This is a genomic window from Acidovorax delafieldii 2AN (genome assembly GCF_000175235.1).
Lineage (GTDB): Bacteria > Pseudomonadota > Gammaproteobacteria > Burkholderiales > Burkholderiaceae_C > Acidovorax > Acidovorax delafieldii_B.
The window spans coordinates 1-24,325 of sequence record NZ_ACQT01000028.1; the positions used below are offsets into that span (position 1 = coordinate 1).

Genomic DNA, 24,325 nt, shown 5'->3' on the forward strand with positions numbered 1-24,325 from the left:
TTTTTTGCAGGCGCAGCCTTCTTGGCGGCAGGTTTTTTCGCAGTTGCCATCATGTTCTCCTTGGGTCAATTAGCAAAGAGCACTTCCTGCCTGCATTGGACAGAAAGCGATCCATGGGGATGGAGTGCAATTCCATCCCCATGAACACGGGAACGCACCGCATCGAGACACCTGGCGGTGCTGGCGTGGGGGGCGTGGTGTAGAAATCCATGGTGGTGCGAAGCAAACAGCGCTCTAGTCCCAGGAAAGCGCACCACCGGACTGGTATTCGATAACCCGGGTTTCAAAGAAGTTACGTTCCTTCTTCAGGTCGATCATCTCGCTCATCCACGGGAAGGGGTTCTCTTCATTGGGGAAGAGAGTTTCGAGTCCGATTTGCGTGGCCCTGCGGTTGGCGATGTAGCGCAGGTAGCCCTTGAACATCGACGCATTCATTCCCAGCACGCCGCGTGGCATGGTGTCTTCGGCATAGCGGTATTCCAGCTCTACCGCCCTCATGAACAGCGCCTTGATCTCGGCTTTGAACTCTGCCGTCCAGAGGTGAGGGTTCTCCAGCTTCAACTGATTGATCAGGTCGATGCCGAAATTGCAGTGCATCGACTCGTCGCGCAGGATGTACTGGTACTGTTCTGCCGCGCCGGTCATCTTGTTTTGGCGCCCCAGCGCCAGGATCTGCGTGAAGCCGACGTAGAAGAACAGACCTTCCATGAGGCAGGCAAACACGATCAGCGACTTGAGCAGGCGCTGGTCGGCTTCGGGCGTGCCTGTTTTGAAATTCGGATCCATGATCGCCTCGATGAAGGGGATCAGGAATTCGTCCTTGTCGCGGATCGACTGAACTTCGTTGTAGGCGTTGAAGATTTCGCTTTCGTCCAGACCGAGCGACTCCACGATGTACTGGTAGGCATGCGTGTGGATCGCTTCCTCGAACGCCTGGCGCAGCAAAAACTGCCGACATTCAGGAGCGGTGATGTGCCGGTAGGTGCCCAGTACGATGTTGTTGGCGGCCAGCGAATCGGCGGTGACAAAGAAGCCCAGGTTGCGCTTGACGATGCGGCGCTCGTCGTCGGTGAGGCCGTTCGGGTCTTTCCACAACGCGATGTCGCGCGTCATGTTCACTTCCTGCGGCATCCAGTGGTTCGCGCAGGTGGCCAAGTACTTTTCCCAAGCCCATTTGTACTTGAACGGCACCAACTGGTTCACATCGGTCTGGCCGTTGATGATGCGCTTGTCTGCCGCGTTGACGCGCCGATGGGCGGCAGAAGTGGAGGAGGCCGAAGCGCTCCTGCTTGATGGGGCGGCAACGCTTGCGGGCTGCAGCGAGGGCGTCTGGAAAGACAGGGGCGGTTGTCCCGCCAGGCGATTGTTGTGCAGACCGCCGTCCAGTTGATTTTGCGATGAGGGCTTGACTTCTTCGTCCCAGGTCAACATAGATTTTCCAGTGTTCGGATTATGAAAGCAGTGCTGCGAAAAGAAAAGCACTGAAGCGTTGCGCTGCAAGGTTTTGTTGCTTCACCACACATCAACAGCGCACCGGAAGCGTCCGGTGCGCTGCATGTGAAGTCCTCACTGGCAAGCTTCGCAAGTGGGATCGTCGATGGCGCAGAACTTGATGTCCGTGGCAGGCAGTTCCGCGGCCTGCAAGGCCGCCGCGGCAATCGCTGCTTCCATGGTGCTGGGCGGGGCGGACTGGGCCGCCGATGCGTGGGAACCACCGTTGTCGTGGCCTGATGAAACCGCGTTGAGTTGGCGGGTGTTCACGGTGCTCATCTCGACGTGGGTGGCACTTTGCGTGCGCAGGTAATAGGTGGTCTTGAGGCCTCGTACCCACGCAAGTTTGTAGGTGTCGTCGAGCTTCTTGCCCGAGGCGCCTGCCATGTAGATATTCAGGCTCTGCGCTTGGTCGATCCACTTTTGGCGACGTGACGCGGCTTCGACCAACCACCGCGGCTCGACCTCGAAAGCGGTCGAATACAGCGCCTTGATGTCCTGGGGCACGCGGTCGATGGGGTGCAGCGAACCCTTGAAGTGCTTGAGGTCCATGATCATCACGTCATCCCACAGGCCCAGTCGCTTGAGGTCGCGCACCAGGCCGCCGTTGATGACCGTGAACTCGCCCGACAGGTTGGACTTGACCGACAGATTGCCAAACGAAGGCTCGATCGAGGCATCGACGCCGATGATGTTGGAGATGGTGGCCGTGGGTGCAATGGCCACGCAGTTGGAATTGCGCATGCCATCCTGTGCGATTTTTTTGCGCAGAGCATCCCAGTCGAGGGTGGCTGAACGGTCCACTTCCACATAGCCGCCGCGGGCTTGCGCGAGCATGTCGAGCGTGTCGAGCGGCAGGATGCCCCGGTCCCACAATGAGCCCTTGTAGCTGGAATATCTGCCACGCTCTCTGGCCAGTTCCGTAGAAGCCCAGTAGGCGTAATAGCAAATGGCTTCCATCGACTGGTCGGCGAATTCCACGGCTTCCTGCGAAGCGTAAGGAATGCGCAGTTCGTACAGGCTGTCCTGGAAGGCCATCACGCCCAGCCCCACCGGGCGGTGGCGCAGGTTGGAGTCGCGGGCCTTCTTGACGGCGTAGTAGTTGATGTCGATCACGTTGTCGAGCATGCGCATGGCGACCGTGATGGTCTTCTTGAGCTTGTCGTGGTCGATCTGCCCGTTCTTCAGGTGCTGCAGCAGGTTCACCGACCCCAGGTTGCACACCGCGGTTTCGGTGTCGCTGGTGTTGAGCGTGATCTCGGTGCACAGGTTGCTGGAGTGCACCACGCCGGCGTGCTGCTGGGGCGAGCGCACGTTACAGGCGTCCTTGAACGTGATCCAGGGGTGGCCGGTTTCGAACAGCATGGTGAGGATCTTGCGCCAGAGGTCGGTCGCCTGCACCGTCCGCGCGGGCTTGATTTCGCCGCGTGCTGCCTTTTCTTCGTAGGCGACGTAGGCCTTCTCGAAGTCGGTGCCAAAGAGGTCGTGCAGGTCGGGCACATTGGACGGCGAGAACAGCGTCCAGGTGCCTTTTTCCATCACGCGGCGCATGAACAGGTCGGGGATCCAGTTGGCCGTGTTCATGTCGTGCGTGCGGCGGCGGTCGTCGCCGGTGTTCTTGCGCAGTTCCAGAAACTCCTCAATGTCCAGGTGCCAGGTTTCCAAATAGGTGCAGACGGCGCCCTTGCGCTTGCCGCCCTGGTTCACGGCCACAGCCGTGTCGTTCACTACCTTCAGGAAAGGCACCACACCCTGTGATTCGCCATTGGTGCCCTTGATGTGGCTACCCAGCGCGCGCACGCGGGTCCAGTCGTTGCCCAGGCCGCCGGCAAACTTGGACAGCAAGGCGTTTTCCTTGATCGATTCGTAGATGCCGTCCAGGTCGTCGGGCACCGTGGTGAGGTAGCACGAAGAAAGCTGTGAGCGCAGCGTGCCGCTGTTGAACAGCGTGGGCGTGCTCGACATGAAGTCGAAGCTGGAGAGGATTTCATAGAACTCGATCGCGCGGGCCTCGCGGTCGATTTCGTTCAGCGACAGCCCCATGGCCACGCGCATGAAGAATGCCTGGGGCAGCTCGATGCGGTTCTTCTTCACGTGCAGGAAGTAGCGGTCGTACAGCGTTTGCAGGCCGAGGTAGTCGAACTGCAGGTCGCGCTCGGCCTTGAGGGCCGCACCCAATCGCTGCAGGTCGTACTGGAGCAGGCGCTCGTCGAGCAGGTCGTTCTCAACCCCCTTCTTGATGAACTGGGGGAAATAATCGACGTAGCTTTGTGCCATGTCGGCAGGCGCGACTTCGCGGCCAAGGACTTCCCGCACGATGGTGTGCAGCAGCAGGCGCGCGGTGGCATAGGTGTAGTCGGGATCTTTCTCGATCAAGGTACGGGCGGCGAGAATCGAGGCCTTGTACACCTCTTCCATCGGAACGCCGTCGTACAGGTTGCGCATGGTTTCGGCCACGATGGGCTGTGCCGACACATCGGCGCCCAGGCCGGTACAGGCCGACTCAATGAGGGACTGCAAGCGGCCCTGGTCCAGCACGACGCGTTCGCCGCCATCGAGCACGTGCAGCTGTGGGGCCTGCGGCAACTGCTCTTCGTTGTGGCGGGTGCGTTCCTGGGTGCGGCGCTCGCGGTACAGAACGTAGGCGCGGGCAATTTCGTGGTGGCCGCTGCGCATCAGGCCAAGTTCCACCTGGTCCTGGACGTCTTCTATATGGAAGGTGCCGCCGCCAGGACGCGAGCGCATGAGCGCGCGGGTCACGTTGTGGGTGAGTGTATCCACGACTTCCCGCACGCTGGCGGACGCAGCGCCCTGCGTGCCATGCACGGCAAGGAAGGCCTTCATCATGGCGACAGCGATCTTCTGGGGCTCGAAAGGTACGACGGCGCCGTTGCGCCGGATGATCTGGTAATGGTTCAGCACATGGGACGCTTCGGGGGCGTTGGGCGCCAGCGCCTGGGAGGCGGCGGTGTGGGACGGTGGGGTGTTCAAAGCAGCTTGCATGGGGGGTCCTCTTCTGTGGGCTGTCCGGGATGGGCTGACGGGCTTAAAAGCTGTCGCTGCGTCGGAGGCATACGACGGCACTATGGGCTGTCGCACACTATATATGGTGTGTCACAAGCATTCAAGACACTACCGGTAGTGTACTGCTACGAGGTGATTGCGACGCTGAAACAGCATGTACGGCGTCGGCGCTGGGCGCGCATGAGCGGCCTCGAAGGGCCCATGCAGCGGCCATTTCATGACGTGAATCAAGAGATTGCGCGGCGTACAGGCATTTTTTGCGGGGGAGGCCGCATGGAGATTGCCTGTCTTTTATTTGCGCAAAGGCCATGCGATTTGCAAGCAATGATGCTTGCCCGCGACAGTCGCGCCGTCAGGGTGCGTCGGGAGCGCTGCCGGAGGAGGCGGGAAACCGTGCAGGCGGCCAGTTGAGCAGGCGCCGCAGGAGGGTCCAGTCAAACCCTTCGCCCGGATCGCGCTTGCGTCCTGGCGCAATGTGCTCATGCCCGGCTACATGGGCCACGGGATATCGCGTCCCAATGTCTGCGCACAGCCGGGCGAGCGCTTCGTACTGCGCGGCCTCGAAAGTCAACCCTTCGAGGCCCTCGAGTTCGATGCCAATGGAGTCATCGTTGCATTGGGCGCGACCCCGGTAGCACGACTGCCCTGCGTGCCAGGCGCGCTGATCGCAGTCGACAAATTGCCATAGCTGGCCGCCGCGCTCTATGAAAAAGTGCGACGACACCTGCAGTCCGCGAATACTCTGGAAGTAAGGGTGCGCGTCCCAGTCCAGCGTATTGGCAAACAGCTGCTGCACGGCACCCGTGCCATAGTGGCCGGGTGGCAGGCTGATGGAATGGACCACGACCAGGTCGATGCAGGCTCCTTCGGGACGCGGACCAAAATTAGGGGACGGTTGCCGATTGGCGTGCCTGTACCAGCCTCCGTCCCAAGGACCAGCTGCATCAGCCCGGTTCGTCATGCGTGTCGTTGTCGTTGGGGGCGGAGATGTTCAGCCGGGCAATGCGGTAGCGGATCTGGCGCAGGCTGATGCCCAGACGCGCTGCGGTGGCCGTGCGGTTGAAGCCGGACTCGCGCAGCGCGCGCACCAGTATGTCGCGCTCTTGCTGGTCGAGCCAGGCTTGAAGATCGTTGGGCAGCGTGGCGCAAGGCACGGGGCCTGCCCCGGCGATGGAGGGTAATTCGGCGGGGGTGTTTGAGGCAGCTGTGGTGGCACCTGGTGCGACGGTCGGGGGCCGGTAGCTGGCGGTATCGGACCCGGGTGCGGGGCACTCCACCTGCAGTTCATCCCCTTCGCTGAGTGCCACGGCGCGGTGCAGCAGATTCTCGAGTTCGCGCACGTTGCCCGTGAGTGGATGGCTGGCAATGGCGCCGAGCGCACGCTCGGTGAGCCTGGGCGGCGGATAACCCGATTCTTGCGCAATCCGGGCCAGCAATGCCGTGCAGAGCGCTGGCAGGTCTTCTCGGCGCTCCCTCAGGGGAGGGATGACGATTTCGATGACGTTGAGGCGGTAATAAAGATCCTGACGGAACCGGCCCGACTGTACGTCAGCGGCCAAGTCGCGGTGGGTGGCGCTGACGATGCGCACGTCCACTGTCTCCTCCTGGGTCGAGCCCAGGGGGCGCACGCTGCGCTCCTGGATGGCGCGCAGCAGCTTCGACTGCATCGCCAGGGGCAGGTCGCCGATTTCATCGAGAAACAACGTGCCGCCGCGCGCTGCCTGGAAATAACCGTCTCGATCCTGGTTGGCACCCGTGTACGAGCCTTTGCGGGCACCGAAAAACTCGGCTTCGAGCAGGTTCTCGGGAATGGCTCCGCAGTTGACGGCAACAAGCGGTCCATCGGCGCGCTGACTGCTGGCGTGCAGTGCCTGGGCCACCAGTTCCTTGCCCGTCCCGGACTCGCCGTGGATGAGCACGGGGGCCATGCTGCGGGCCACCTTGGCGATGCGTTGCTTGACGTTGCGGATGGCCTCGGATTCCCCGACCAGCCTGTTCAGTGCCGAGGCCGGCGCGCCGCCTGCTGCATCGTGCGTCGCGGTTGCTCGCGCCGATGGCGCGCGCGGCGCGCGTGGTGGAGGGACGCCGCCCGTCCCCTGAATGGCCGAGGCGACCACGGACCTGAATTGCTTGAGGTCCACCGGCTTGGTCAGGTAGTCGAATGCCCCCGATCGCAGGGCTTCGACGGCATTTTCCGCCGATCCGTAGGCGGTCATGACCACGCAGCGTTCGCGGCGCTGCTGGTCGCGCAGGTCTTGCAGCAGTTCCATGCCGTAGCCGTCCGGCAGGCGCATGTCGGTGATCACAGCGTCAAAGCGGTGGTCCCGGAGTTGCTGCCGCGCCTCTTCCACATTGGAGGCGGTTTCCACCCGGTAGCCCTCGCGCAACAGCGTGAGTTCGTAGAGGGTGCGCAGGTCGGGCTCGTCGTCCACGACGAGGATGGAGGCAGCAGGGGCGTTCATGGCTTGGTGAGCGGGTCAGACCACGATTGTGTCAAAGAGCGTGGCGGATTCGGATGGGCGCGTGTTGCGGCGGAAACCCACCGTGAAGGCGTTGCCGCCGGTTTGGCCGCGCCGCGTGGCCAGGATAAGCCGCTGGTAGCCGATGGATGCGCCATGGCGCTGGCAGAGCTCGCGGCAGATATACAGGCCCAACCCGCTGGAGCGGCTTTCCGAGGAGAAAAAGGGCTCGAAAAGGTGCCGTTCCACCGATTTGTCCATGGGGGCGCCGTCGCTCCACACCTGCATGCTGATGAGGCCCGACGGATCGACCCGCGTGGTGACCGACAGCGAATCCTCTTCGTCGCCCTTGTAGCGCAACGCGTTGTCCAGCAGATTGAACAGCACGCGGCGCAGATGCTCGGAGTCGAATTCGACCTGGGCGCCAGGCGCCGTCAGCGAAATGGCGGCGCGCCGGCGTGCCGGGTCTTGGCGCTGCCAGTCGGCCCAGATCTGGGCCACGGTTTCGTCGAGCATCAGCGTGGAGGCAGGTGCGTGGCTGATCTGGTGCTGGACCCGGGCAATGTCGAGCACCTCCTCGGCGATGCGCGCCAGGCGGTCGGCGTTCTGCTGCACCATGTGCGCCAGCCGCTTTTGGCCTGGGTCGTGCAGGTCTTCCTCGAGCAGGGCATTGGCCTGCACGATTGCCGCGAGCGGGTTGCGGATCTCGTGCGCAACGGCGGCCGACATGCGGCCCATGGCGGCGAGTTTTTCCGTGCGCAACCGGGCTTCGAGTTCGCGCAGGTCGTGCAGGAACATCACGCACAGGCGTTCGACCGGGTCCTTGACGGACTCCGTGCGCGAAGCCGTGAGCCATGTGCGCACGTGCAGCCCAGTGGGGCTTTGGCCGGGGTGCAGAAGATCGGCATCGGCCGTGAGGGGGTGCTCCTGGCGAAACGTGCGCTGCGCCAGGGTCACCAGCGGTTCCCAGGCAGAGTCTCCGCGCAGGGCAAAGGGCGGTGCCAGCCCGGCAGGGCCGCCCAGCAGCAGCAGCGCGGCTGGGTTGGCAATGCGCACGATGTCCTCGGTGTCGATCACCAGCACACCGTCCGTGAGGTGCTCGATCACCAGCGCGTTCACCTGCGACTGCACTTTTGCGACCATCTGGCTTTGCCGGGCCAGTTGCTGCTCGCGTGCCAGCCGCACCGACAACTGGTGCACCAGGTAGGTGACGATGAAATAACCGGTGCCGGCCAGCGCGCTTTGCAGATAACGCTGGGCCTCATCGCCCGCACTGTGCAGGCCCTGCCACCACGCCCAGGCCAGCAGCAGCAGCGTGACGCCTGCCGTGGTGCCCAGCGCCAGGGTCAGCGTACCCAGCACCGCTGCCATCAGGATGGGCACGCCGAACAGCGGCGTGTAGTTCATGGCGCCAGGCTGCAGGAGCTGAAGGGCGCTGACCGCGAGCAGGTCTACGCCGATGAACGGCAGCCACTGCGGGCCTGCCGCGGGCGAAGGCGGTGCGGCGCCTGCCAGTGCGCGCACCGCCAGGGTGGCGGCCAGATAGGCTACGCACACCGCAAGGGCCGCGGGCTCGGGAATCACGTTGACGAACTGCCCCAGCCCCTGCAGAACCAGCAAGGCCAGCGCCACCATGACGCGGCCGGTGAGGAACCCGCGCCACAGGCGCACAAAGGGGGCGTCCGCCGCAGAAAAGGAGGTGGCGGGCTGAAACGGCATGGCGTCAGGCGCCGTTTTGGCGCCTGTGTTCTGCGCAGCAGTACGCCTGGTCTCCCAGCATCAGTGCCTCGGAGCGCGGGAAATGCACGCCGCAATGGTGGCAGGTGGCCATGGCCTGGGGCGCACCTGGTGTTCGGGGTTTTGCGTTTTCGCGGCGGGCGTCCGGTCCGGTGCTGCGGCCGCTGCGCCAGATGCCGATCACCACCGCGAGCACCACCATCAGTACAAGGTATTTCATGCGCTGCGGCCCAACACCACTTCCAGCACGAAGCGCGAGCCCACGTATGCCAGCAGCAAAAGCCCCGCGCCCGCATAGAGCATGCGCACGGCAATGCGGCCGCGCCAGCCAAAGCGCGAGCGGCCGATCAGCAGGGCCGCAAAAGTGAGCCATGAGAGCAGCGAGAACACCGCCTTGTGGTCCCAGCGGCCCGCATGGCCGTAGAGCACTTCGCCGAACAACCAGCCTGCCAGCAGGGTGGCCGTGAGCAGCACGAACCCGGCGGTGACGAAGCGGAAGGTCAGCCGTTCAAGGGTGAGCAGCGGAATGCCGTTCTGCGGGTCCTCTGCCTGGCGGATGTGGCGCTCGGCGCGCGTCATGAGCCAGGCATGCACCACGGCAGCCGCAAAAAGCCCGTAGCAGGCGATGCCCAGGGCCAGGTGAAGCGGCAGCCATGCCGATGCCGCCACATGCAGGGGCTGGCCCGGAAACAGCACGGCCAGAACTACCGCCAACGCGCCCAGTGCCGCGAGCATCCAGCGGGCCTGCAATTGGGGAAAGAGCTGGCGCTCGACGGCATACACCGTGAGCACGAGCCACGCCGTCATCGACAAGGCTGGCGCGAAGCCAAAGCGCGGAGCGCCGCCCCACAGTCCCCAGACCAGGGTGGTGGCATGCAGCAGCCAGGCCAGCAGCAGTGCGTTGCGTGCCCCGATCGCGTTCAGGCGGGCGGAAGCCATCGCGGGCACGGCGTATGCGGCGGCTGCGGCAAGGGCCAATAGCCAGCTGACAGGGGAAGCACTGGGTAAAATCATGGGTCACAGTTTAGCCTTTCGCCCCACCGCCAATGCCCTGGCGGGTCCGCGCGCCGCCGGCAGTCGCGGGCAATACCGGAATACCTCCTATGGCCTCCGCCCTTACCGACAAACTCACCCGCCTCGTTAAGGAGATGCGCGGCCAGGCCCGCATCACCGAGTCGAACGTGCAGGACATGCTGCGTGAAGTGCGCATGGCGCTGCTCGAGGCCGACGTGGCCCTGCCCGTGGTGCGCGACTTCATCGCCCGGGTGAAGGACAAGGCGCTGGGCCAGGAGGTGCTGGGATCGCTCAAGCCGGGGCAGACGCTGGTCAGCATCGTCAACCGCGAACTGGCCGCCACCATGGGCGAAGGCGTGGCCGACATCAACCTGGCTGCCCAGCCGCCCGCCGTTATCCTGATGGCAGGCTTGCAGGGCGCCGGCAAAACCACCACCACGGCCAAGCTGGCCAAGCACCTGATTGAAAAGCGCAGGAAGAAGGTGCTTACGGTGTCGGGCGACGTGTACCGCCCTGCGGCCATCGAGCAGCTCAAGACCGTGACCAGCCAGGCGGGCGCCGAGTGGTTTCCCAGCACGCCCGACCAGAAGCCGCACGACATCGCGGTGGCAGCGCTCGACTACGCGCGGAAGCACTATTTCGACGTGCTGCTGGTCGATACGGCCGGCCGTCTGGCCATTGACGAAGTGCTGATGCAGGAGATCAAGGACCTGCACGCCACCCTGAACCCGGTGGAGACGCTGTTCGTGGTCGATGCGATGCAGGGCCAGGACGCGATCAACACGGCCAAGGCCTTCAAGGAAGCCCTGCCTCTGACCGGCATCGTGCTGACCAAGCTTGACGGGGACTCGCGCGGTGGTGCCGCCCTGTCGGTGCGGCAGATCACGGGCGCGCCGATCAAGTTTGCGGGTGTCTCGGAAAAGCTCGATGGCCTGGAGGTGTTTGACGCCGAGCGCCACGCCGGCCGCATTCTGGGCATGGGCGATATCGTGGCGCTGGTCGAGCAGGTCACCGCCGGGGTCGACATCGAGGCGGCCCAGAAACTGGCCGCCAAGGTCAAGAGTGGCGACGGCTTCGACCTCAACGATTTTCTGGCGCAGATCCAGCAGATGAAGCAGATGGGCGGCCTCTCAAGCCTGATGGACAAGTTGCCGTCGCACCTCACGGCCAAGGCGGGCGCGGTCGACATGGACAAGGCAGAAAAAGACATCAAGCGCAAGGAAGGCATCATCCAGAGCATGACGCCGCTGGAGCGCCGCAAGCCCGAGCTCATCAAGGCCACACGCAAGAAGCGCATTGCCAACGGCGCCGGCGTGCATGTGCAGGAGGTGAACCGCCTGCTCAAGGAGTTCGAGCAGATGCAGGGCATGATGAAGAAGATGAAGGGTGGCGGCCTCATGAAGCTCATGAAGAAGATGGGCGGCATGAAGGGCATGGGCGGCGGCATGCCCAAGATGCCTTTTTGAGGGAATAGGTCTGTTTTTGGCTGCATGTGCAATATGGTTCTACGTTCTTCGCTATCAAAAAAAGAGTAAAGCCGGCGTGAATGCCGGCTTTTTTCATGGGTCCAACGGCCCGATGGCAGGCGGTGGGGCCGGTGGGTTCACGCTGGCTACCAGCCCGCAGGGCGGGCCAGCCCGCTGGCGTGCAGCCAGGCCCGGCGCAACACGGGCGGCGACCATGACTCTTCAGGGATCAGCAGCAACTGTTGCGCGCGCAATGCCTTGCCCAGCGCGATCTGGCTGGTGAGCACGGCCAGTGGGATCGCCAGCGCCAGCGGCAGGCCCACGGGCATCAGCCACAGCAGGGCACTGCGGTCGATGGCTGCAACACCTGCGACCAGCAGCGCGATCACGAGGCTCATGGGGGCCAACTGCCGCATCGCATGGCGCCATGGAACGGCGTGGGCTTCTCGCGGAGGCGATTTCCACGCGAGCGGGAGGCCGGTGAGTGCCACGAGCACGAACAGGGAGTGCGCCAGCATGCGCACGGGGGCCTGCAGGATCGCCATGGTGCTTTCGAGCGCTACGCTCTTGAGCAACCGCACCCCTCCGCCGTATTCGCCCTGCTCGCCCCGCATGAAGACGGCGGCCACGCCCAGCAGGCGGGGCAGGAACAGCATGCACAGCGTCCACGCCCACAAGGTCCACAGTTCTCCGGGCAGGATGTGCCAGTCGGACACCATCCGCGCACCCGACAGCCACAGCGCGGTGCCGATGGCAAGAAATGCCAGCCACAGCGGGGCTGACAGATAGGCCATGGCGCCGGTCGCGAACATGGACCGGTGCACGGCATGGATGCCGGGCTCTGCCACCAGGCGCGCGTTCTGCAGATTGCCCTGGCACCAGCGTCGGTCGCGCTGCAGTTCGGCCAGCAGGTCGGGCGGCTGTTGCTCGTAGCTGCCGACGAGATCGGCCACCAGCCACACGTGGTAGCCCGCACGGCGCATCAGCGCGGCCTCGACAAAATCGTGCGACATGATGCCGCCCGCCAGGCCGCCCTTGCCAGGGATGGGGGCCAGGGCGCAATGCTGCATGAACGGCGCCACGCGAATGATGGCGTTGTGGCCCCAGTAGTGCGATTCGCCCAGTTGCCAGAACTGCATGCCCAGCGTGAACAGGCGGCCCGTGACGCGAGACGCGAACTGCTGCGCGCGCGCGTGCAGCGTGACGTGGCCGATCGCCTGGGTGGCCGTCTGGATGATGCCGGCCGTGGGGTTGGCCTCCATGAGCTTGGCCATGGAGACGATGCAGTCGCCGCTCATCACGCTGTCGGCGTCCAGCACCACCATGTAGCGGTAGTCGCGCCCCCAGCGGCGGCAAAAATCTGCCACGTTGCCCGCCTTGCGGTGCGTGCGGCGCTTGCGCAGGCGGTAGTGCACCTGCACCTGGGGTTGCCGGCTGTGCTGCGCCAGCGCGGTGCGCAGGCCTTCCCATGCGGCACGCTCGGCCTGTGTGATCGCGGGGTCGTAGCTGTCGGACAGCACGAACACGTCGAAGGTGGCGCCATGGCCGGTGGACGCCAGGGATTCGCACGTGGCGTGCAACCCTGCAAACACGGTGGCGACGTCCTCATTGCAGATCGGCATGATGACGGCGGCGCGCACATCGGCATGGAGTTCGTGCTCCAGCACGCTGCGGGCCGAGAGCGCATGGCGATCGCCCCGCAGCATCACCCAGAACCCCATCAGCCCCGTCAGGAAGCCTGTCACCACCCAGGCCGACAGCAATGCGAACAGTGCAAGGTGCGCGCGCCCCAGCCAGGCGTCTTCGTAGGCGGGCTGTACGCCGGCGAAGAGGTAGCTCGCCAGCGCCGTGGTGAAAAGGGTCAACGCCACCAGCGTCCAGCGGCGATGCTGTGCGGCACGTTGCCAAGTCGTGGGCCCCGTCTGCACGCCCTTGGCGAGGCCGGGTCCGTCGCCCTTCCTCGGCCCCGACACGAAGCCCCGCAGGGCTGCGGCCACGCTGTTCCAGAACCCGCGCCACGGCACCGGGGCCATGGAGCCCCGGTGGATAGGCGGCGCAGTGACGGCGTGGGGGTGGCGCTCTTCCCGCAGCGTGCTGCGCAGCGCTGTGTGCCCGCCCCGCACACTGGCGCTTGCCGAGGCCGAAGGGGTGCCAAAACGCGCGCGGTGAAGTCGATGGCCTACTCGGGAAGAAGGATGTGCGTCCATGTTTCACTCACTGCGTGGTTGTCGTGTTGAAGAAAGGCGCGCAGCTCGATCGGCCGATCGGGTCTCAGGCGCTGTACGCGCAAGGTCATGCGCCATTGGCCGGTGGCCGGGTTGCGGTAGGTATTGCTCTCCAGCACCTTGCCGTTGGCATCGCTGCTGACCACGGCTGTCACGGGGGTGTCGGGGGCCAGGCCCTGGAGAGCGGGGCCGTCAAAATCAATGACAAATTGGACCTGCTGACGCAGCGCCGCAGCGCTCAGCTTTGAGTACCCGAAGCCGCGCCGTGACTGGGTGACCCAGGCGCTTGGCGGGCGCTGCTGCTCGTTGCCCTGCCAGCTCAGTTCGTACGCAAATTCGAGGGGCTGACCGGGCGCCGGCATGCGGGCCGGCACCCAATAGGCCACCACGTTGTCGTGCGTTTCGTCGGGGGTGTTGAGCTGCACCAGCTCTACGCGGCCATCCCCCCAGTCGTGCAGCGGGCGGACCCAGGCGCTCGGGCGGCGTTCATAGCGGGCCTCGACGTCTTCGTAGCTGGACCATTGGCGGTCGCGCTGCATCAGGCCGAAGCCTTTGGGGTTTCGTGTGGTGAACGAAGTCACCAAGGTCTGGGCGGGGTTCTGCAGGGGGCGCCAGAGCCATTCACCCTCTCCGGTGGCCACCATCAGGCCGTCGGAATCGTGCACTTCCGGGCGAAAGTCATCCTTGCGGGGTTGGTTCTCGCCAAAGAAGAACATGCTGGTGAGAGGCGCCACCCCTAAGGTCGCGATGGGCTTGCCGGCATGGGTGCGCACAAACACCCGGCTTCGCACCGTGGTGGTGGTCTGGCCCCCGGGCTGGATGTCGAACCGATAGGCACCTGTCGCCCGGGGCGAATCCATGAGCGCGTACACCGTGACGGCGCTCGCCGCCGGTGCGGGCTTCACCAGCCAGAATTCGGTGAAACGCGGGAACTCTTCGCCCGCGCCGCCCACGGTGTCGATGGCCAGGCCGCGGGCCGACAGGCCGTATTGCTGGCCTTTGCCCAGGGCGCGGAAATAGCTTGCACCCTGAAAGACCACCAACTCGTCCTTGTAGGCGCTCGAGTTGAGGTGGTTGTGCAGCCGAAAGCCCGCAAAGCCCAGGTCGCCCCAGGCCTGCGGTTGAACCTGGTTCTTGCCGTAGTCGAAGTCGGCCCGGCTGTAGCCGATGTGGCGGAATCCCTGGGGGGTGACCTCGTTGATCAGCACCGGCTCTTTCTGGTACAGCCCCAGGTGGAAGAACATGGCTTCGAAGGGCAGGTTCTCGGCGCGCCACAAGGCCCGGTCGGGCCGCCAGCGGATGTCGCGCACCTGGTCGTAGTTGAGCCGTGCCAGGTCGGGTGGCAGCCTGTCGCCCGTTGCGCGGTAGGGCTGGTCTGCACGCTCGCGGGCCAAGCGCGTCACGCTCTCGAAATCGAAGCCCTGCGACCGGGCCTGCGGCACGCCAGCCAGCAGGGCGGCTGCCAGTGCTGCGGCCGGCATGGCTCGGTGCCTGCGAGGCCGTGAAAGAGGGAGAAGGACAGGGTGCATGCCGGCAATAGGGCAAACCCTGTGCCAGCGTCAGAAAGTCTTTTTAAATCAACTACTTGCCTTGCTTACCCCATGTAAGAAGTTGTGCGATGCCCGTTGCGGCGCACCCATAACGGATTTTTGTCGCCAATCGGCGACAGCGTAGAAAGCGAAAGCAAAAAAGTACCGATGAATCAATGACTTAGTCGTGTCGCTCTGGTGCGACATCGTCGATGTCGGCGGTATCGCTCTTGAAGTGGCCCGGAGTGAGCGCGTGTTTCTGCAAGAGTCGGTAGAACTCGGTGCGGTTTCTCTGCGCCAGTCGGGCTGCATCGGCCACGTTGCCATCGGTCATCTTGAGCAAGTCCACGAGGTAGGCTCGTTCAAAGCGCTGGCGCGCCTCCGACAGGCTCAGAACCTGCGTGGAGGGCGTGCGCAGCGCGCGCTGCACCAGGGTCAGGGGCACCAAGGGCGTGGTCGACAGCGCGCAGACCTGCTCCACCACATTGAAAAGCTGGCGCACGTTGCCGGGCCATGCCGCCGTGGTCAGCGCCTTGAGTGCCTCGGGCGCGAAGCCGGACACCCGCTTGTCGTATTTGCGGGCAAGTTTGTCGAGGAAGTGATTGGCCAGCAGCGCGATGTCCTCGCGCCGGTCCGCGAGCGCGGGCAGCGTGAGCGTCACCACATTCAGGCGGTAGTACAGGTCTTCTCGGAACTGGGCCGCCGCCATGGCGGCCTCCAGGTCGCGGTGAGTGGCCGAGATGATGCGCACGTCGATGGGGGTTGACTGGCTGGCGCCCACGGGGCGCACGGAGCGCTCCTGCAGCACCCGCAGCAGCTTGACCTGCAGGGCAGGCGGCATGTCGCCGATCTCGTCCAGCAGCAGCGTGCCTCCCTCGGCTGCCTGGAAAAGCCCCTTGTGGTTGCTCACTGCATCGGTGAACGCCCCCTTCATGTGGCCGAACAGTTCCGACTCCAGCAACGCCTCGGGAATGGCTCCGCAATTCACGGCAACGAAGGGCCGGTGGGCTCGGGGGCTGGCACGGTGGATGGCCTGCGCCAGCAATTCCTTGCCCGAGCCGCTGTCACCCAGCAGCAGTACGCTCGCGTCGGACTGGGCCACCATGTAAGCCTCGGCCAGCAGGTCGGTCATGCGGCTGGATCGGCTCACGATGTCGGCACGCCACGCCTCGTGCGCATGGGCGTGCGTCGCGGCAGGTGCGCTCAAGGCCAGTGCCTGCGCAATCTTGGCGAGCAGTTCCTTGCCATCGTAAGGCTTGGTGAGGTAGGTGAAGACGCCGCGCGATGTGGCTTCGACCGCATCCGGAATGGTGCCATGTGCGGTGAGCAGAATGACGGGCAGTGACGGGTGCCGCGCCCGCACCTCGTCGAACAGTGCCAGACCATTGCGCCCAGGAAGGCGAACGTCGCTCAGCACGAGCTGAGGCCTTGCCGTATCGAGTTGGGCCAGGGCCGCTTCGGCGGAGCCCACGGCCACCACTTCGTGGCCGGCAGCCTGCAGGCGCAGCGAGAGCAGCCTCAACATGTCGGTATCGTCGTCCACCACCAGGATGCGGGCGGGCTGCGATGGGCGGGCAGGGTTGGATGCGGGCATGTCGGTGCAGCAGATCAGGGTGGAGGGTGGGTGCTGTTGCCGTTGGAGGAGGCGGGTGCCGCCGGCGGTGATGGGAGGGGGCGCGTGGCAAGGCTGCGTTCGATGGTGCGCACGGCTTCGATGCGTTCGTTGAGCTGGTCGCTGCGTCGCTGGGCGTCGCGCAACTGCTGGGCCTGGCGCTCTTGCTGCTCTTCGAGGCGGCGTTGCTGTAGCAGGCGCGCCTCCATCAACCGTGCCAAGGAATGCAAAGGCTGGGCAGCGGGCGCGTTGTTGCCCAGCGTCCGCTGCACCAGGCCCAGGGCGCGTGCCGTGTCCACCGGCTGTCGGCTTTGGGCCAGGGCGATGGCGAGCAGCAGCGGTGCTTCATCGGAGGCATCTTCTGCTTCGCTCAGTCGGGCGATTTCGCGGGCCAGTTCGGGTGGCGCCAGGCGCAGCAACCGGTCGGTCTGGGCGAGCAGTTGTTGGATCGGCTGGCCGTCCTCGGGTGCGGTGGGCGGGCATTGCGCGGAGGTCGGAGCCTCTGGATCCGTAGGGGCCTGCGCCTCGGGTGGCACAGGTACGACCGGCGCAGGGGCGGGGGGGGCCGCGCAGCCTGTCAGCAGCAATGCGGCGGCTAGACCCGCAATGCGGTCGGCGGGTGGCAAGCGCATGAGAAGAATGCGTGCCAGACGTGGGTGGCGATCAGGCTGCATGTGGCAGCTCCACGCGAAACAGGGTGTCCACGTCATCTTCCACCAGGCGTACCTGACCGCCATGGGCCACCATATATTCGTGCACGATGGAAAGACCAATGCCCGTGCCGCGCACCCCGCTGTCGGGCTGGTGTACTCCGCGGTAAAAGGGTTCAAAGATGCGGCTGCGGTCTTCCACGGCAACGCCTGGCCCCTGGTCGGAGATGTCGACGCGCACAAGGCCCGGCTGGCGCGAGAGGGTCAGCCGCACCGTGCCCTCCCGAGGAGAGAAGCGGATGGCGTTGGACAGCAGGTTGCTGACGGCAGAGGTGATCTTTTCGGCATCAATGGGCAGGGATACAGAAGGCCCTTCCACCACCACGCGCAGGCTCTTGGCCTGCCACTGAAGGCGCTGGGCTTCGACCTGGGCCTCAAGGAGGGCCAGCAGGTCGGTTTCCTCACGCTGCAGGCGACGCGCTTCGAAGGCCGCCGCATTGAAGCGCAGCAAGGCCTCGATTTCTGCCTGCAGCACAAGGGTGTTGTGGTGGAGTATCTGTGCGACTTCGCGCTGGCCAGGGGCGAGCGGGCCAGTCACCTCGTCCTGCAGCAGTGCAACGCCTTCACGCAGCGCCGCCAGCGGCGTCTTGAGTTCATGTGAAACATGGCGCAGAAATCGTGCCTTGTCGGCGTCGAGTTCAAGCAACCGCAGGCGCAGCCAGTCGAGTTGCTGCCCCACGCGGCGCACATCTTCAGGGCCCGAGATGGCAACGGGCTGGTCGAGCTGGTTTTCCCCAAGCCGGCGGATGGTTCCTTCGATCCGCTTGAGAGGGCGGCCCAGCCAGACGCCCAGCGCCAACGCCAATGCCAGGGCCAGCGCAATGACGCCCACCACTTGGTGCGTCACGTTGCGGCGGCTGCTTTCCAGCTGGTCCTGCAGGGCCTGGTTGCGCTGTGCGTTGACGTTCCGCATCGATTGCACGATGCCCGTGTGCAGGGAGTCCAGGGCTCCGAATTCTTCTGCCACCAGACGCTCATTGTCGAGCGCGCGTTCCGGCGGTGCGTCGAGCAGGGCCTGGACGGCTTTCAGGTGCTGCTGCCACTCGGCCGCCTGCGCATCCGCAAGCCCATGGGCCCGGAGCCGCTCGAGAACCGCCGCGGCCTCGATGGACATCTCGTCAAAGCTTCGGCGCAGGGTGGCATCGCGCAGCACCAGCGATTGCCGCGCAGCGCGCTCCAGCGCCTGCCCGCGCTGGTAGAGCCCCTGGGCTGCGGCGTTCAGCGCGGACGCCTCCTCGCTGCCTTGGCGGCTCAGCACCATGAGCTGCTCAAGCGTATAGAGGGCCCTCAGTGAGCTGATGCCCTGCAGGCAGGCGATGAGCACGAAGGCAAGCAACAGGAGCTGCTGGAACGAAAGTCCCTGCAGGGGCCCATCGGCCTTGGCGCTGTTGCGGTTTGTGCTTCGGAGCATGGCCACGCGTAACGGCCGGCTGCCTCAGCCCGCCGCGGCTGTTTCGTTCGTGAGCACCTTGCCGCGCAGGGTATAGGCCTTGGCCTCGGTGATGGTCACATCCACCATTTGCCCCACCAGGCGGGGCTGGCCTACAAAGTTGACCACGCGGTTGCACTCGGTGCGGCCCATCAGCTCGGTGGAGTCGCGCTTGGAGGCGCCTTCCACCAGAATGCGCTGCACCGTGCCCACGCGGCTTTCGCTGATGGACTTGATGTTGGCGTTGATGACGCTTTGCAGGTGCTGCAGGCGGCGCAGCTTCACGTCGTGCGGTGTGTCGTCGTGCAGGCCTGCCGCGGGCGTGCCTGGGCGGGGGCTGAAGATGAAGCTGAAGCTGTTGTCGAAGTGGATGTCGTCGATGAGCTTCATCATCTTGTTGAAGTCGTCTTCCGACTCGCCGGGGAAGCCCACGATGAAGTCGCTGCTCATGGCCAGGTCGGGGCGGATGGCGCGCAGCTTGCGCACCGTGCTCTTGTATTCCATGGCGGTGTAACCGCGCTTCATGGCCATCAGGATGCGGTCGCTGCCGTGCTGCACGGGCAGGTGCAAATGGCTGGCCAGCTTGGGCAGCTTGACGTAGGCCTCGATCAGCCGGGGTGTGAACTCGTTGGGGTGGCTGGTGGTGTAGCGAATGCGCTCAATGCCCGGAATGTCCGACACGTATTCCAGCAGCAGCGCAAAGTCGGCAATCTCGGTCGTGCCGCCCATCTTGCCCAGGTAGGCGTTCACGTTCTGGCCTAGCAGTGTGATTTCCTTCACGCCCTGGTCGGCCAGGCCCGCCACTTCTACCAGCACGTCGTCAAATGGGCGGCTCACTTCCTCGCCGCGGGTGTAGGGCACCACGCAGTAGCTGCAGTATTTGCTGCAGCCTTCCATGATCGATACAAAAGCTGATGCACCTTCTACACGGGCAGGCGGCAGGTGGTCGAACTTCTCGATCTCGGGGAAGCTGATGTCCACCTGCGGCTTGTCCATGCGCTCGCGCTGGTTCAGCATCTCGGGCAGCCGGTGCAGAGTCTGCGGGCCGAACACCACGTCCACATACGGGGCGCGCTTGATGATCTCGGCGCCTTCCTGGCTGGCCACGCAGCCCCCCACGCCAATCTTCACGCCGCGTGCCTTCAGGTGTTTGATGCGGCCCAGGTCGCTGAAGACTTTCTCTTGCGCCTTCTCACGCACCGAGCAGGTGTTGAACAGGATGAGGTCGGCTTCGTCGACGTTCTGCGTGGGCTCGTAGCCCTGGGCCGCGCCCAGCACGTCCACCATCTTGTCCGAGTCGTACTCGTTCATCTGGCAGCCGAAGGTTTTGATGAAGACTTTTTTGGCCATGGCAATTTCGCAAATAGCAAACGAACACCGCTGCCAGCAAGGCGCGGAGAGGGTGAATTTCGCAGGGCGCAGCCGCACGGGCGACGCCGGTGCGTGTTACTTCAGAACGGCGCCCGAGCCGGTCGTGATGTTGGTGGTGATGGTGTCGCTGCCCTTGCGCGGCTGGGCGGCCTCAGCTTCGGTCAGGATCCAGGCGGCGTGCAGCAGGCCGGTGCTGGGTTCAAGCACGTAATTGACCTGGAATGTCTGGCCCAGCACCGTGTGGGCCATGACCAACGCGTTTTGAGGGCTGAACAATCGCATGCCAGGCGCCATGCGGATAGCCTGGCCGTTGAGCGAAGCTTGCGTGGTGCTGGCGATGGTGAGTGTTCCGCGCAGTGCCGCCTCGGGAAACGGGCGGTTCAGACCCAATCCAGCCGATACCTGGGCTGCCACTGGCAGGACAGCCAGCAGTGCAGTGCAGGCGAGGGCGGCCAGCGCCGCGTGTCGCAGATGGTGCAGGCCAGTAGAACGAGAGGTGGTGCAGCGGTTCATGGTTTACATCCAGGGGCTGAGGGTGCGATTTTAGAGGAGAGCCGCCGCGGACCACGATCGGCAAGCGGAGCCCAAAAGAAAAAACCCACAGTGAGTTTCCGCACTGTGGGTTTTGATTTGGTGGTGGTAGGTGGACTTGAACCACCGACATCAGCATTATGAATGCTGCGCTCTAACCAACTGAGCTATACCACCGTTAAACCAAAATTATAGAACAAAAATTACTGGTGTGTGAAGTGGGCTGGGCGTTTATTCACAAATGCATCCATGCCTTCCTTCTGGTCCTGGGTGGCAAACAGCGAGTGGAACAGGCGGCGTTCGAACATCACGCCATCCGACAGCGTGCCTTCGAAGGCACGGTTGACGGACTCCTTGGCGGCCATCACGGCGATCTGCGAGAAGCCCGCAATGACGATGGCAGCACCCAGTGCCTCGTCCATGAGCTTGGCATAGGGCACCACGCGGCTGACCAGACCTGCCCGCTCGGCCTCGGTGGCGTCCATCATGCGGCCCGTGAGCGCCATGTCCATGGCCTTGGCTTTGCCCACCGCACGGGGCAGGCGCTGCGTACCCCCGGCGCCAGGGATCACGCCCAGCTTGATCTCGGGTTGGCCAAACTTCGCGTTGTCGGCTGCGATGATGAAGTCGCACATCATGGCGAGCTCGCAGCCGCCGCCGAGCGCGAAGCCGCTCACGGCAGCGATCACGGGCTTGCGGATGGAGCGGATCTGTTCCCAGTTGCGTGTGATGTAGTCGCCCTTGTACGCGTCGGCAAAGCTGTACTTGGCCATCGCGCCGATGTCGGCGCCGGCGGCAAAGGCTTTTTCGCTGCCGGTGAGGATCACGCAGCCAATGCGCTCGTCGGCATCGAAGGCCTTGAGGGCCTCGCCCAGCTCGTTCATGAGCTGGTCGTTCAGGGCGTTGAGTTGCTTGGGGCGGTTGAGCGTGATGACGCCGACTTTGTCCGCTTCGGTGCGAACCTCGATGGTTTCGTAAGCCATGAAATCTCCTGGGTTTATGGTTTGTTCAGACAACCTGAAGACTATACCGAAGCATGCGGCCGGGCCGCTGGCGCAGCTCGCTCACGAGAGCCAGCGCGCCAGCGCGGGGCTGTCGGTTGCCGTGAGGCCGATGGTGTCGGGCACGGTAGCGGGGGCCTTTCGGCCGCGTTTGGCGCTGGGCGGGGCTTTGTCCGTTGCGGCTGGCGGAAGCACCAGCGGCAGGTGCAGCAGGCGGCCATCGCGGGCTACCACGGCGACGGCCTGCGTGGCCGAGCCTGCGTAGAAGGTGACATCTTCGAGTCGGGTGATGCGCCAGCCCTGGCCCTGTATGACCAAGCCCAGCCATTCGTCACCTGCGGCCATCCCTGCCATTTCTGCCGGGCCGCCACGCAACACGGTTTTGATCTGGACGCTGTGCGTTTCGGTCGCTCGCAGGCCCAGGCGCTGCGCCAGTTGAGGTTGCTCGGGCTTGAGCGCCACGCCGTGGGCTGCCAGCAGTTCGGCCAGGGGCAGCTCGCCGGTGCTGTGGACCCACTGGTCGATTTCAGTGTCGAATGGCCGGCCCGCCAAAGCGAGCAGCACAGTGCGCAGGTCGGACTCGGTCATGGGGCCGCCGGCGCAACGCTTCCAGAGCGCGCGCATGACATCGTCCAGCGTCGTCTGGCCCTCGCGGCGCAGCGTGAGGTCCATACACAGAGCCACCAGCGAGCCCTTGGTGTAATAGCTGACGGTGGTGTTGGGCGTGTTCTCGTCCTGGCGGTAGTACTTGACCCAGGCGTCGAAGCTGGCCTGTGCCACAGTCTGCACGGTACGCCCGGGGGTCTGCAGTACCTGGTTGGTAGCCTTGGCCAGGAGCTTGAGGTAGGTGGTGTCGTCGATGAGGCCCGCACGGCGCAGCAGCAGATCGTCGTAGTAGCTGGTGAATCCCTCGAAGAACCACAGCAATTGCGTGTAGTTTTCCTGCCCGTAGTCGTAGTGCGCAAACTCCGCCGGTCGCAAGCGCTTGACGTTCCAGGTGTGGAAGTACTCGTGGCTGATGAGCCCGAGCAGCGTGGTGTAGCCGTCGCTGGTGCGTGCTTCACCGTTGCGGGGGAGGTCGCGCCTGCCGCAGATGAGGGCCGTTGAATTGCGGTGCTCAAGCCCACCGTAGCCATCCTGCACGGCATTGAGCATGAACAGGTAGCTCGAAAAGGGGGGGCTGCCCTTGCCGTGCCAGAAACGGATGGCCGTTTCGCAGATCTTCTGCGCATCCGCCAGCAGCCGCTGGCCGTCAAACGAGGGGGCGGCGCCAGCCACGACGAAGCGATGGGGCACGCCGCCGGCGGCAAAGCTGCCGCTCCAGAAAGTGCCCATCTCCACAGGGCAATCCACCAGTTCGTCGTAGTCGGCGGCAACGTAGAGCCCGAAACCCGCCTTGTCGACGTCACGCGCCGGCAGGCCCGTGGCAACTGACCACTGGTCCGTTGCCGCTGTGCGCGCGATTTCGAGGGCATGGGGGGCATCTTCAAGCCCATGGACCCGCAGGCACATGCTGGTGCCATTGAAGAATCCGCGCGAGGCGTCGAGCCACGCGGTGCGCACCGAGTTGTCGTAGGCGCACACCTCATAGGTCACTACCAGGGGCTGGTTTGTGCGGCAAGTGGCTTGCCAGCGGTGCTTGTCAAGCTGCTTCAGGGCAACGGCGCGCCGGCCCTGCCGGGCGTCCAGCCGCTGCAGATTGCGGGCGAACTCGCGAACCAGGTAACTGCCGGGGATCCACACCGGAAGCGACAGCTCCTGCTGTGCCTGCGGGCACGCCACCGTGAGCGTGACGGTGAACAGGCGGGCGTGCAGGTCGGCGGGCTCCACGCGGTAGTGCACGGGGGCCGATGCGGCGGGAGTGCGAGCAAGGGGCATGGAAGAAGCGTTTGCGAGAGGCGGGCGAGCGGCGCCGGCACGCGCCACCCGCGGTTTCGGGCCGGCTTGCCGCCGGGTTTCAGTTGCTGCCGGCCTCGGCCAAGCGCTTCTCGACGTCCTGCGCGTTGATGGCGCCCGGTACCCGCGAGCCGTTGGCGAAGATCAGCGTCGGCGTGCCGGTGATCTTGTACTTCTTGCCGAACGCGAGGTTGCGCTGCACGGCGCTGGTGTCGCAACTGGCCGTGTTGGGCGTCTTGTCGCGCAGCATCAGGTCGTGCCAGGTGGCGGCGCGGTCCTTGGCGCACCAGATGTTGCGCGACTTCTCGGCAGAGTCAGGGCTGAGGATGGGGTAGAGAAACAGGTAGACGGTGATGTTGTCAACGTTCTGCAGGTCGCGCTCGAAACGCTTGCAGTACCCGCAGTTGGGGTCTTCGAACACGGCGACCTTGCGCTTGCCGTCGCCGCGAACGATGGTGAAGGCATCCTTCAGCGGCAGCGCGGAAAAGTCCACCGCCGTGAGTTTGTTGATGCGGTCTTCGGTCAGATTGCGGCGCGCCTTGGTATCGATCAGCTCGCCCTGGATCACGTAGTTGCCCTTGGCGTCGGTGTAGAAAAGGTCGGTGCCGATGCGCACTTCATACAGGCCCGGCATGGCTGTGGAGCGCACCTCGTCGATGTTCTCCATTTGCGGAATGCGTTCGGCCAGCGTCTTGCGGATGGCGGCTTCCTGGGCCGAGGCTGTAAAACTCAGGGCAAGTGCGGCCGCGGCCAGCAGGGTGGGCATCAATTTCATCGTGTTCTCATTCAGCATTCAGTGGTATCGCTGGGCAGCTTGCGTTGCCCATCGT

At 64.6% G+C, this 24,325-nt stretch carries 18 protein-coding genes and 1 tRNA gene; 1 reads left to right on the forward strand and 18 read right to left on the reverse strand.

The genetic code is table 11. The features are described from left to right. Positions 1 to 234: 234 nt before the first annotated feature. The 7 genes from ACDELDRAFT_RS06620 to ACDELDRAFT_RS06650 all read right to left on the reverse strand — a co-directional run bounded on the left by ACDELDRAFT_RS06620 (position 235) and on the right by ACDELDRAFT_RS06650 (position 9,725). On the reverse strand, positions 235 to 1,431 hold the full coding sequence (locus tag ACDELDRAFT_RS06620; RefSeq protein WP_005794792.1) for a ribonucleotide-diphosphate reductase subunit beta: 1,197 nt from the start codon (positions 1,429 to 1,431) through the stop codon (positions 235 to 237). 135 nt (positions 1,432 to 1,566) lie between these two features. Next, on the reverse strand, positions 1,567 to 4,494 hold the full coding sequence (locus ACDELDRAFT_RS06625; protein WP_005794793.1) for a ribonucleoside-diphosphate reductase subunit alpha: 2,928 nt from the start codon (positions 4,492 to 4,494) through the stop codon (positions 1,567 to 1,569). A 373-nt stretch (positions 4,495 to 4,867) separates the two neighbouring features. Next, entirely contained in the window at positions 4,868 to 5,476 is a 609-nt protein-coding gene (ampD, locus tag ACDELDRAFT_RS06630; protein WP_005794796.1) for a 1,6-anhydro-N-acetylmuramyl-L-alanine amidase AmpD, read from the reverse strand. Beyond that, a complete protein-coding gene (locus ACDELDRAFT_RS06635) occupies positions 5,460 to 6,977 on the reverse strand; it encodes a sigma-54-dependent transcriptional regulator (protein ID WP_005794798.1) in 1,518 nt (505 codons plus the stop codon). The genes ampD and ACDELDRAFT_RS06635 overlap by 17 nt, the downstream gene beginning before the upstream one ends. A 15-nt stretch (positions 6,978 to 6,992) precedes the next feature. Further along, positions 6,993 to 8,693, reverse strand: a complete 1,701-nt coding sequence (locus ACDELDRAFT_RS06640) for a sensor histidine kinase (protein ID WP_005794800.1) — start codon at positions 8,691 to 8,693, stop codon at positions 6,993 to 6,995. A gap of 4 nt (positions 8,694 to 8,697) precedes the next feature. Beyond that, the gene (locus ACDELDRAFT_RS06645) at positions 8,698 to 8,931 is read right to left on the reverse strand and encodes a PP0621 family protein (protein WP_005794802.1); all 234 of its coding nucleotides are present in this window, start codon (positions 8,929 to 8,931) and stop codon (positions 8,698 to 8,700) included. Then, positions 8,928 to 9,725, reverse strand: coding sequence for a cytochrome C assembly family protein (locus ACDELDRAFT_RS06650; RefSeq protein WP_005794803.1), 798 nt, complete (start codon positions 9,723 to 9,725; stop codon positions 8,928 to 8,930). Before ACDELDRAFT_RS06650 ends, ACDELDRAFT_RS06645 begins: the two co-directional genes overlap by 4 nt. 89 nt (positions 9,726 to 9,814) lie before the next feature. Between ACDELDRAFT_RS06650 and ffh the strand changes: the two genes are divergently transcribed. Next, positions 9,815 to 11,191, forward strand: a complete 1,377-nt coding sequence (gene ffh, locus ACDELDRAFT_RS06655) for a signal recognition particle protein (protein WP_005794805.1) — start codon at positions 9,815 to 9,817, stop codon at positions 11,189 to 11,191. Between the two features lie 146 nt (positions 11,192 to 11,337). On the opposite strand, the gene mdoH is transcribed toward ffh, so the two are convergent. The 11 genes from mdoH to ACDELDRAFT_RS06710 all read right to left on the reverse strand — a co-directional run bounded on the left by mdoH (position 11,338) and on the right by ACDELDRAFT_RS06710 (position 24,270). After that, positions 11,338 to 13,398 (reverse strand): glucans biosynthesis glucosyltransferase MdoH, encoded by a 2,061-nt coding sequence (mdoH, locus tag ACDELDRAFT_RS06660; protein WP_198403219.1) that lies wholly within the window; start codon positions 13,396 to 13,398, stop codon positions 11,338 to 11,340. After that, on the reverse strand, positions 13,371 to 14,897 hold the full coding sequence (locus ACDELDRAFT_RS06665) for a glucan biosynthesis protein G (protein ID WP_005794808.1): 1,527 nt from the start codon (positions 14,895 to 14,897) through the stop codon (positions 13,371 to 13,373). The genes mdoH and ACDELDRAFT_RS06665 overlap by 28 nt, the downstream gene beginning before the upstream one ends. A gap of 229 nt (positions 14,898 to 15,126) precedes the next feature. Further along, complete coding sequence (locus ACDELDRAFT_RS06670; protein ID WP_005794810.1) at positions 15,127 to 16,539, reverse strand: sigma 54-interacting transcriptional regulator; 1,413 nt, start codon at positions 16,537 to 16,539, stop codon at positions 15,127 to 15,129. A gap of 14 nt (positions 16,540 to 16,553) precedes the next feature. Beyond that, complete coding sequence (locus ACDELDRAFT_RS06675) at positions 16,554 to 17,231, reverse strand: hypothetical protein (protein WP_005794812.1); 678 nt, start codon at positions 17,229 to 17,231, stop codon at positions 16,554 to 16,556. Then, positions 17,221 to 18,678 (reverse strand): sensor histidine kinase, encoded by a 1,458-nt coding sequence (locus ACDELDRAFT_RS06680; protein ID WP_005794813.1) that lies wholly within the window; start codon positions 18,676 to 18,678, stop codon positions 17,221 to 17,223. The genes ACDELDRAFT_RS06675 and ACDELDRAFT_RS06680 overlap by 11 nt, the downstream gene beginning before the upstream one ends. A 24-nt stretch (positions 18,679 to 18,702) precedes the next feature. Further along, positions 18,703 to 20,046, reverse strand: a complete 1,344-nt coding sequence (miaB, locus tag ACDELDRAFT_RS06685) for a tRNA (N6-isopentenyl adenosine(37)-C2)-methylthiotransferase MiaB (protein ID WP_005794815.1) — start codon at positions 20,044 to 20,046, stop codon at positions 18,703 to 18,705. Positions 20,047 to 20,142: 96 nt separating this feature from the next. Next, a complete protein-coding gene (locus tag ACDELDRAFT_RS06690; RefSeq protein WP_005794817.1) occupies positions 20,143 to 20,580 on the reverse strand; it encodes a hypothetical protein in 438 nt (145 codons plus the stop codon). A 118-nt stretch (positions 20,581 to 20,698) separates the two neighbouring features. After that, positions 20,699 to 20,775, reverse strand: a tRNA-Met gene (locus ACDELDRAFT_RS06695). A gap of 26 nt (positions 20,776 to 20,801) precedes the next feature. After that, positions 20,802 to 21,581 (reverse strand): enoyl-CoA hydratase, encoded by a 780-nt coding sequence (locus tag ACDELDRAFT_RS06700; RefSeq protein WP_005794819.1) that lies wholly within the window; start codon positions 21,579 to 21,581, stop codon positions 20,802 to 20,804. A gap of 81 nt (positions 21,582 to 21,662) precedes the next feature. Beyond that, the gene (locus ACDELDRAFT_RS06705; protein ID WP_005794820.1) at positions 21,663 to 23,477 is read right to left on the reverse strand and encodes a M61 family metallopeptidase; all 1,815 of its coding nucleotides are present in this window, start codon (positions 23,475 to 23,477) and stop codon (positions 21,663 to 21,665) included. A 79-nt stretch (positions 23,478 to 23,556) separates the two neighbouring features. Further along, positions 23,557 to 24,270, reverse strand: a complete 714-nt coding sequence (locus ACDELDRAFT_RS06710; protein ID WP_040328318.1) for a DsbC family protein — start codon at positions 24,268 to 24,270, stop codon at positions 23,557 to 23,559. Between the last annotated feature and the right edge of the window lie 55 nt (positions 24,271 to 24,325).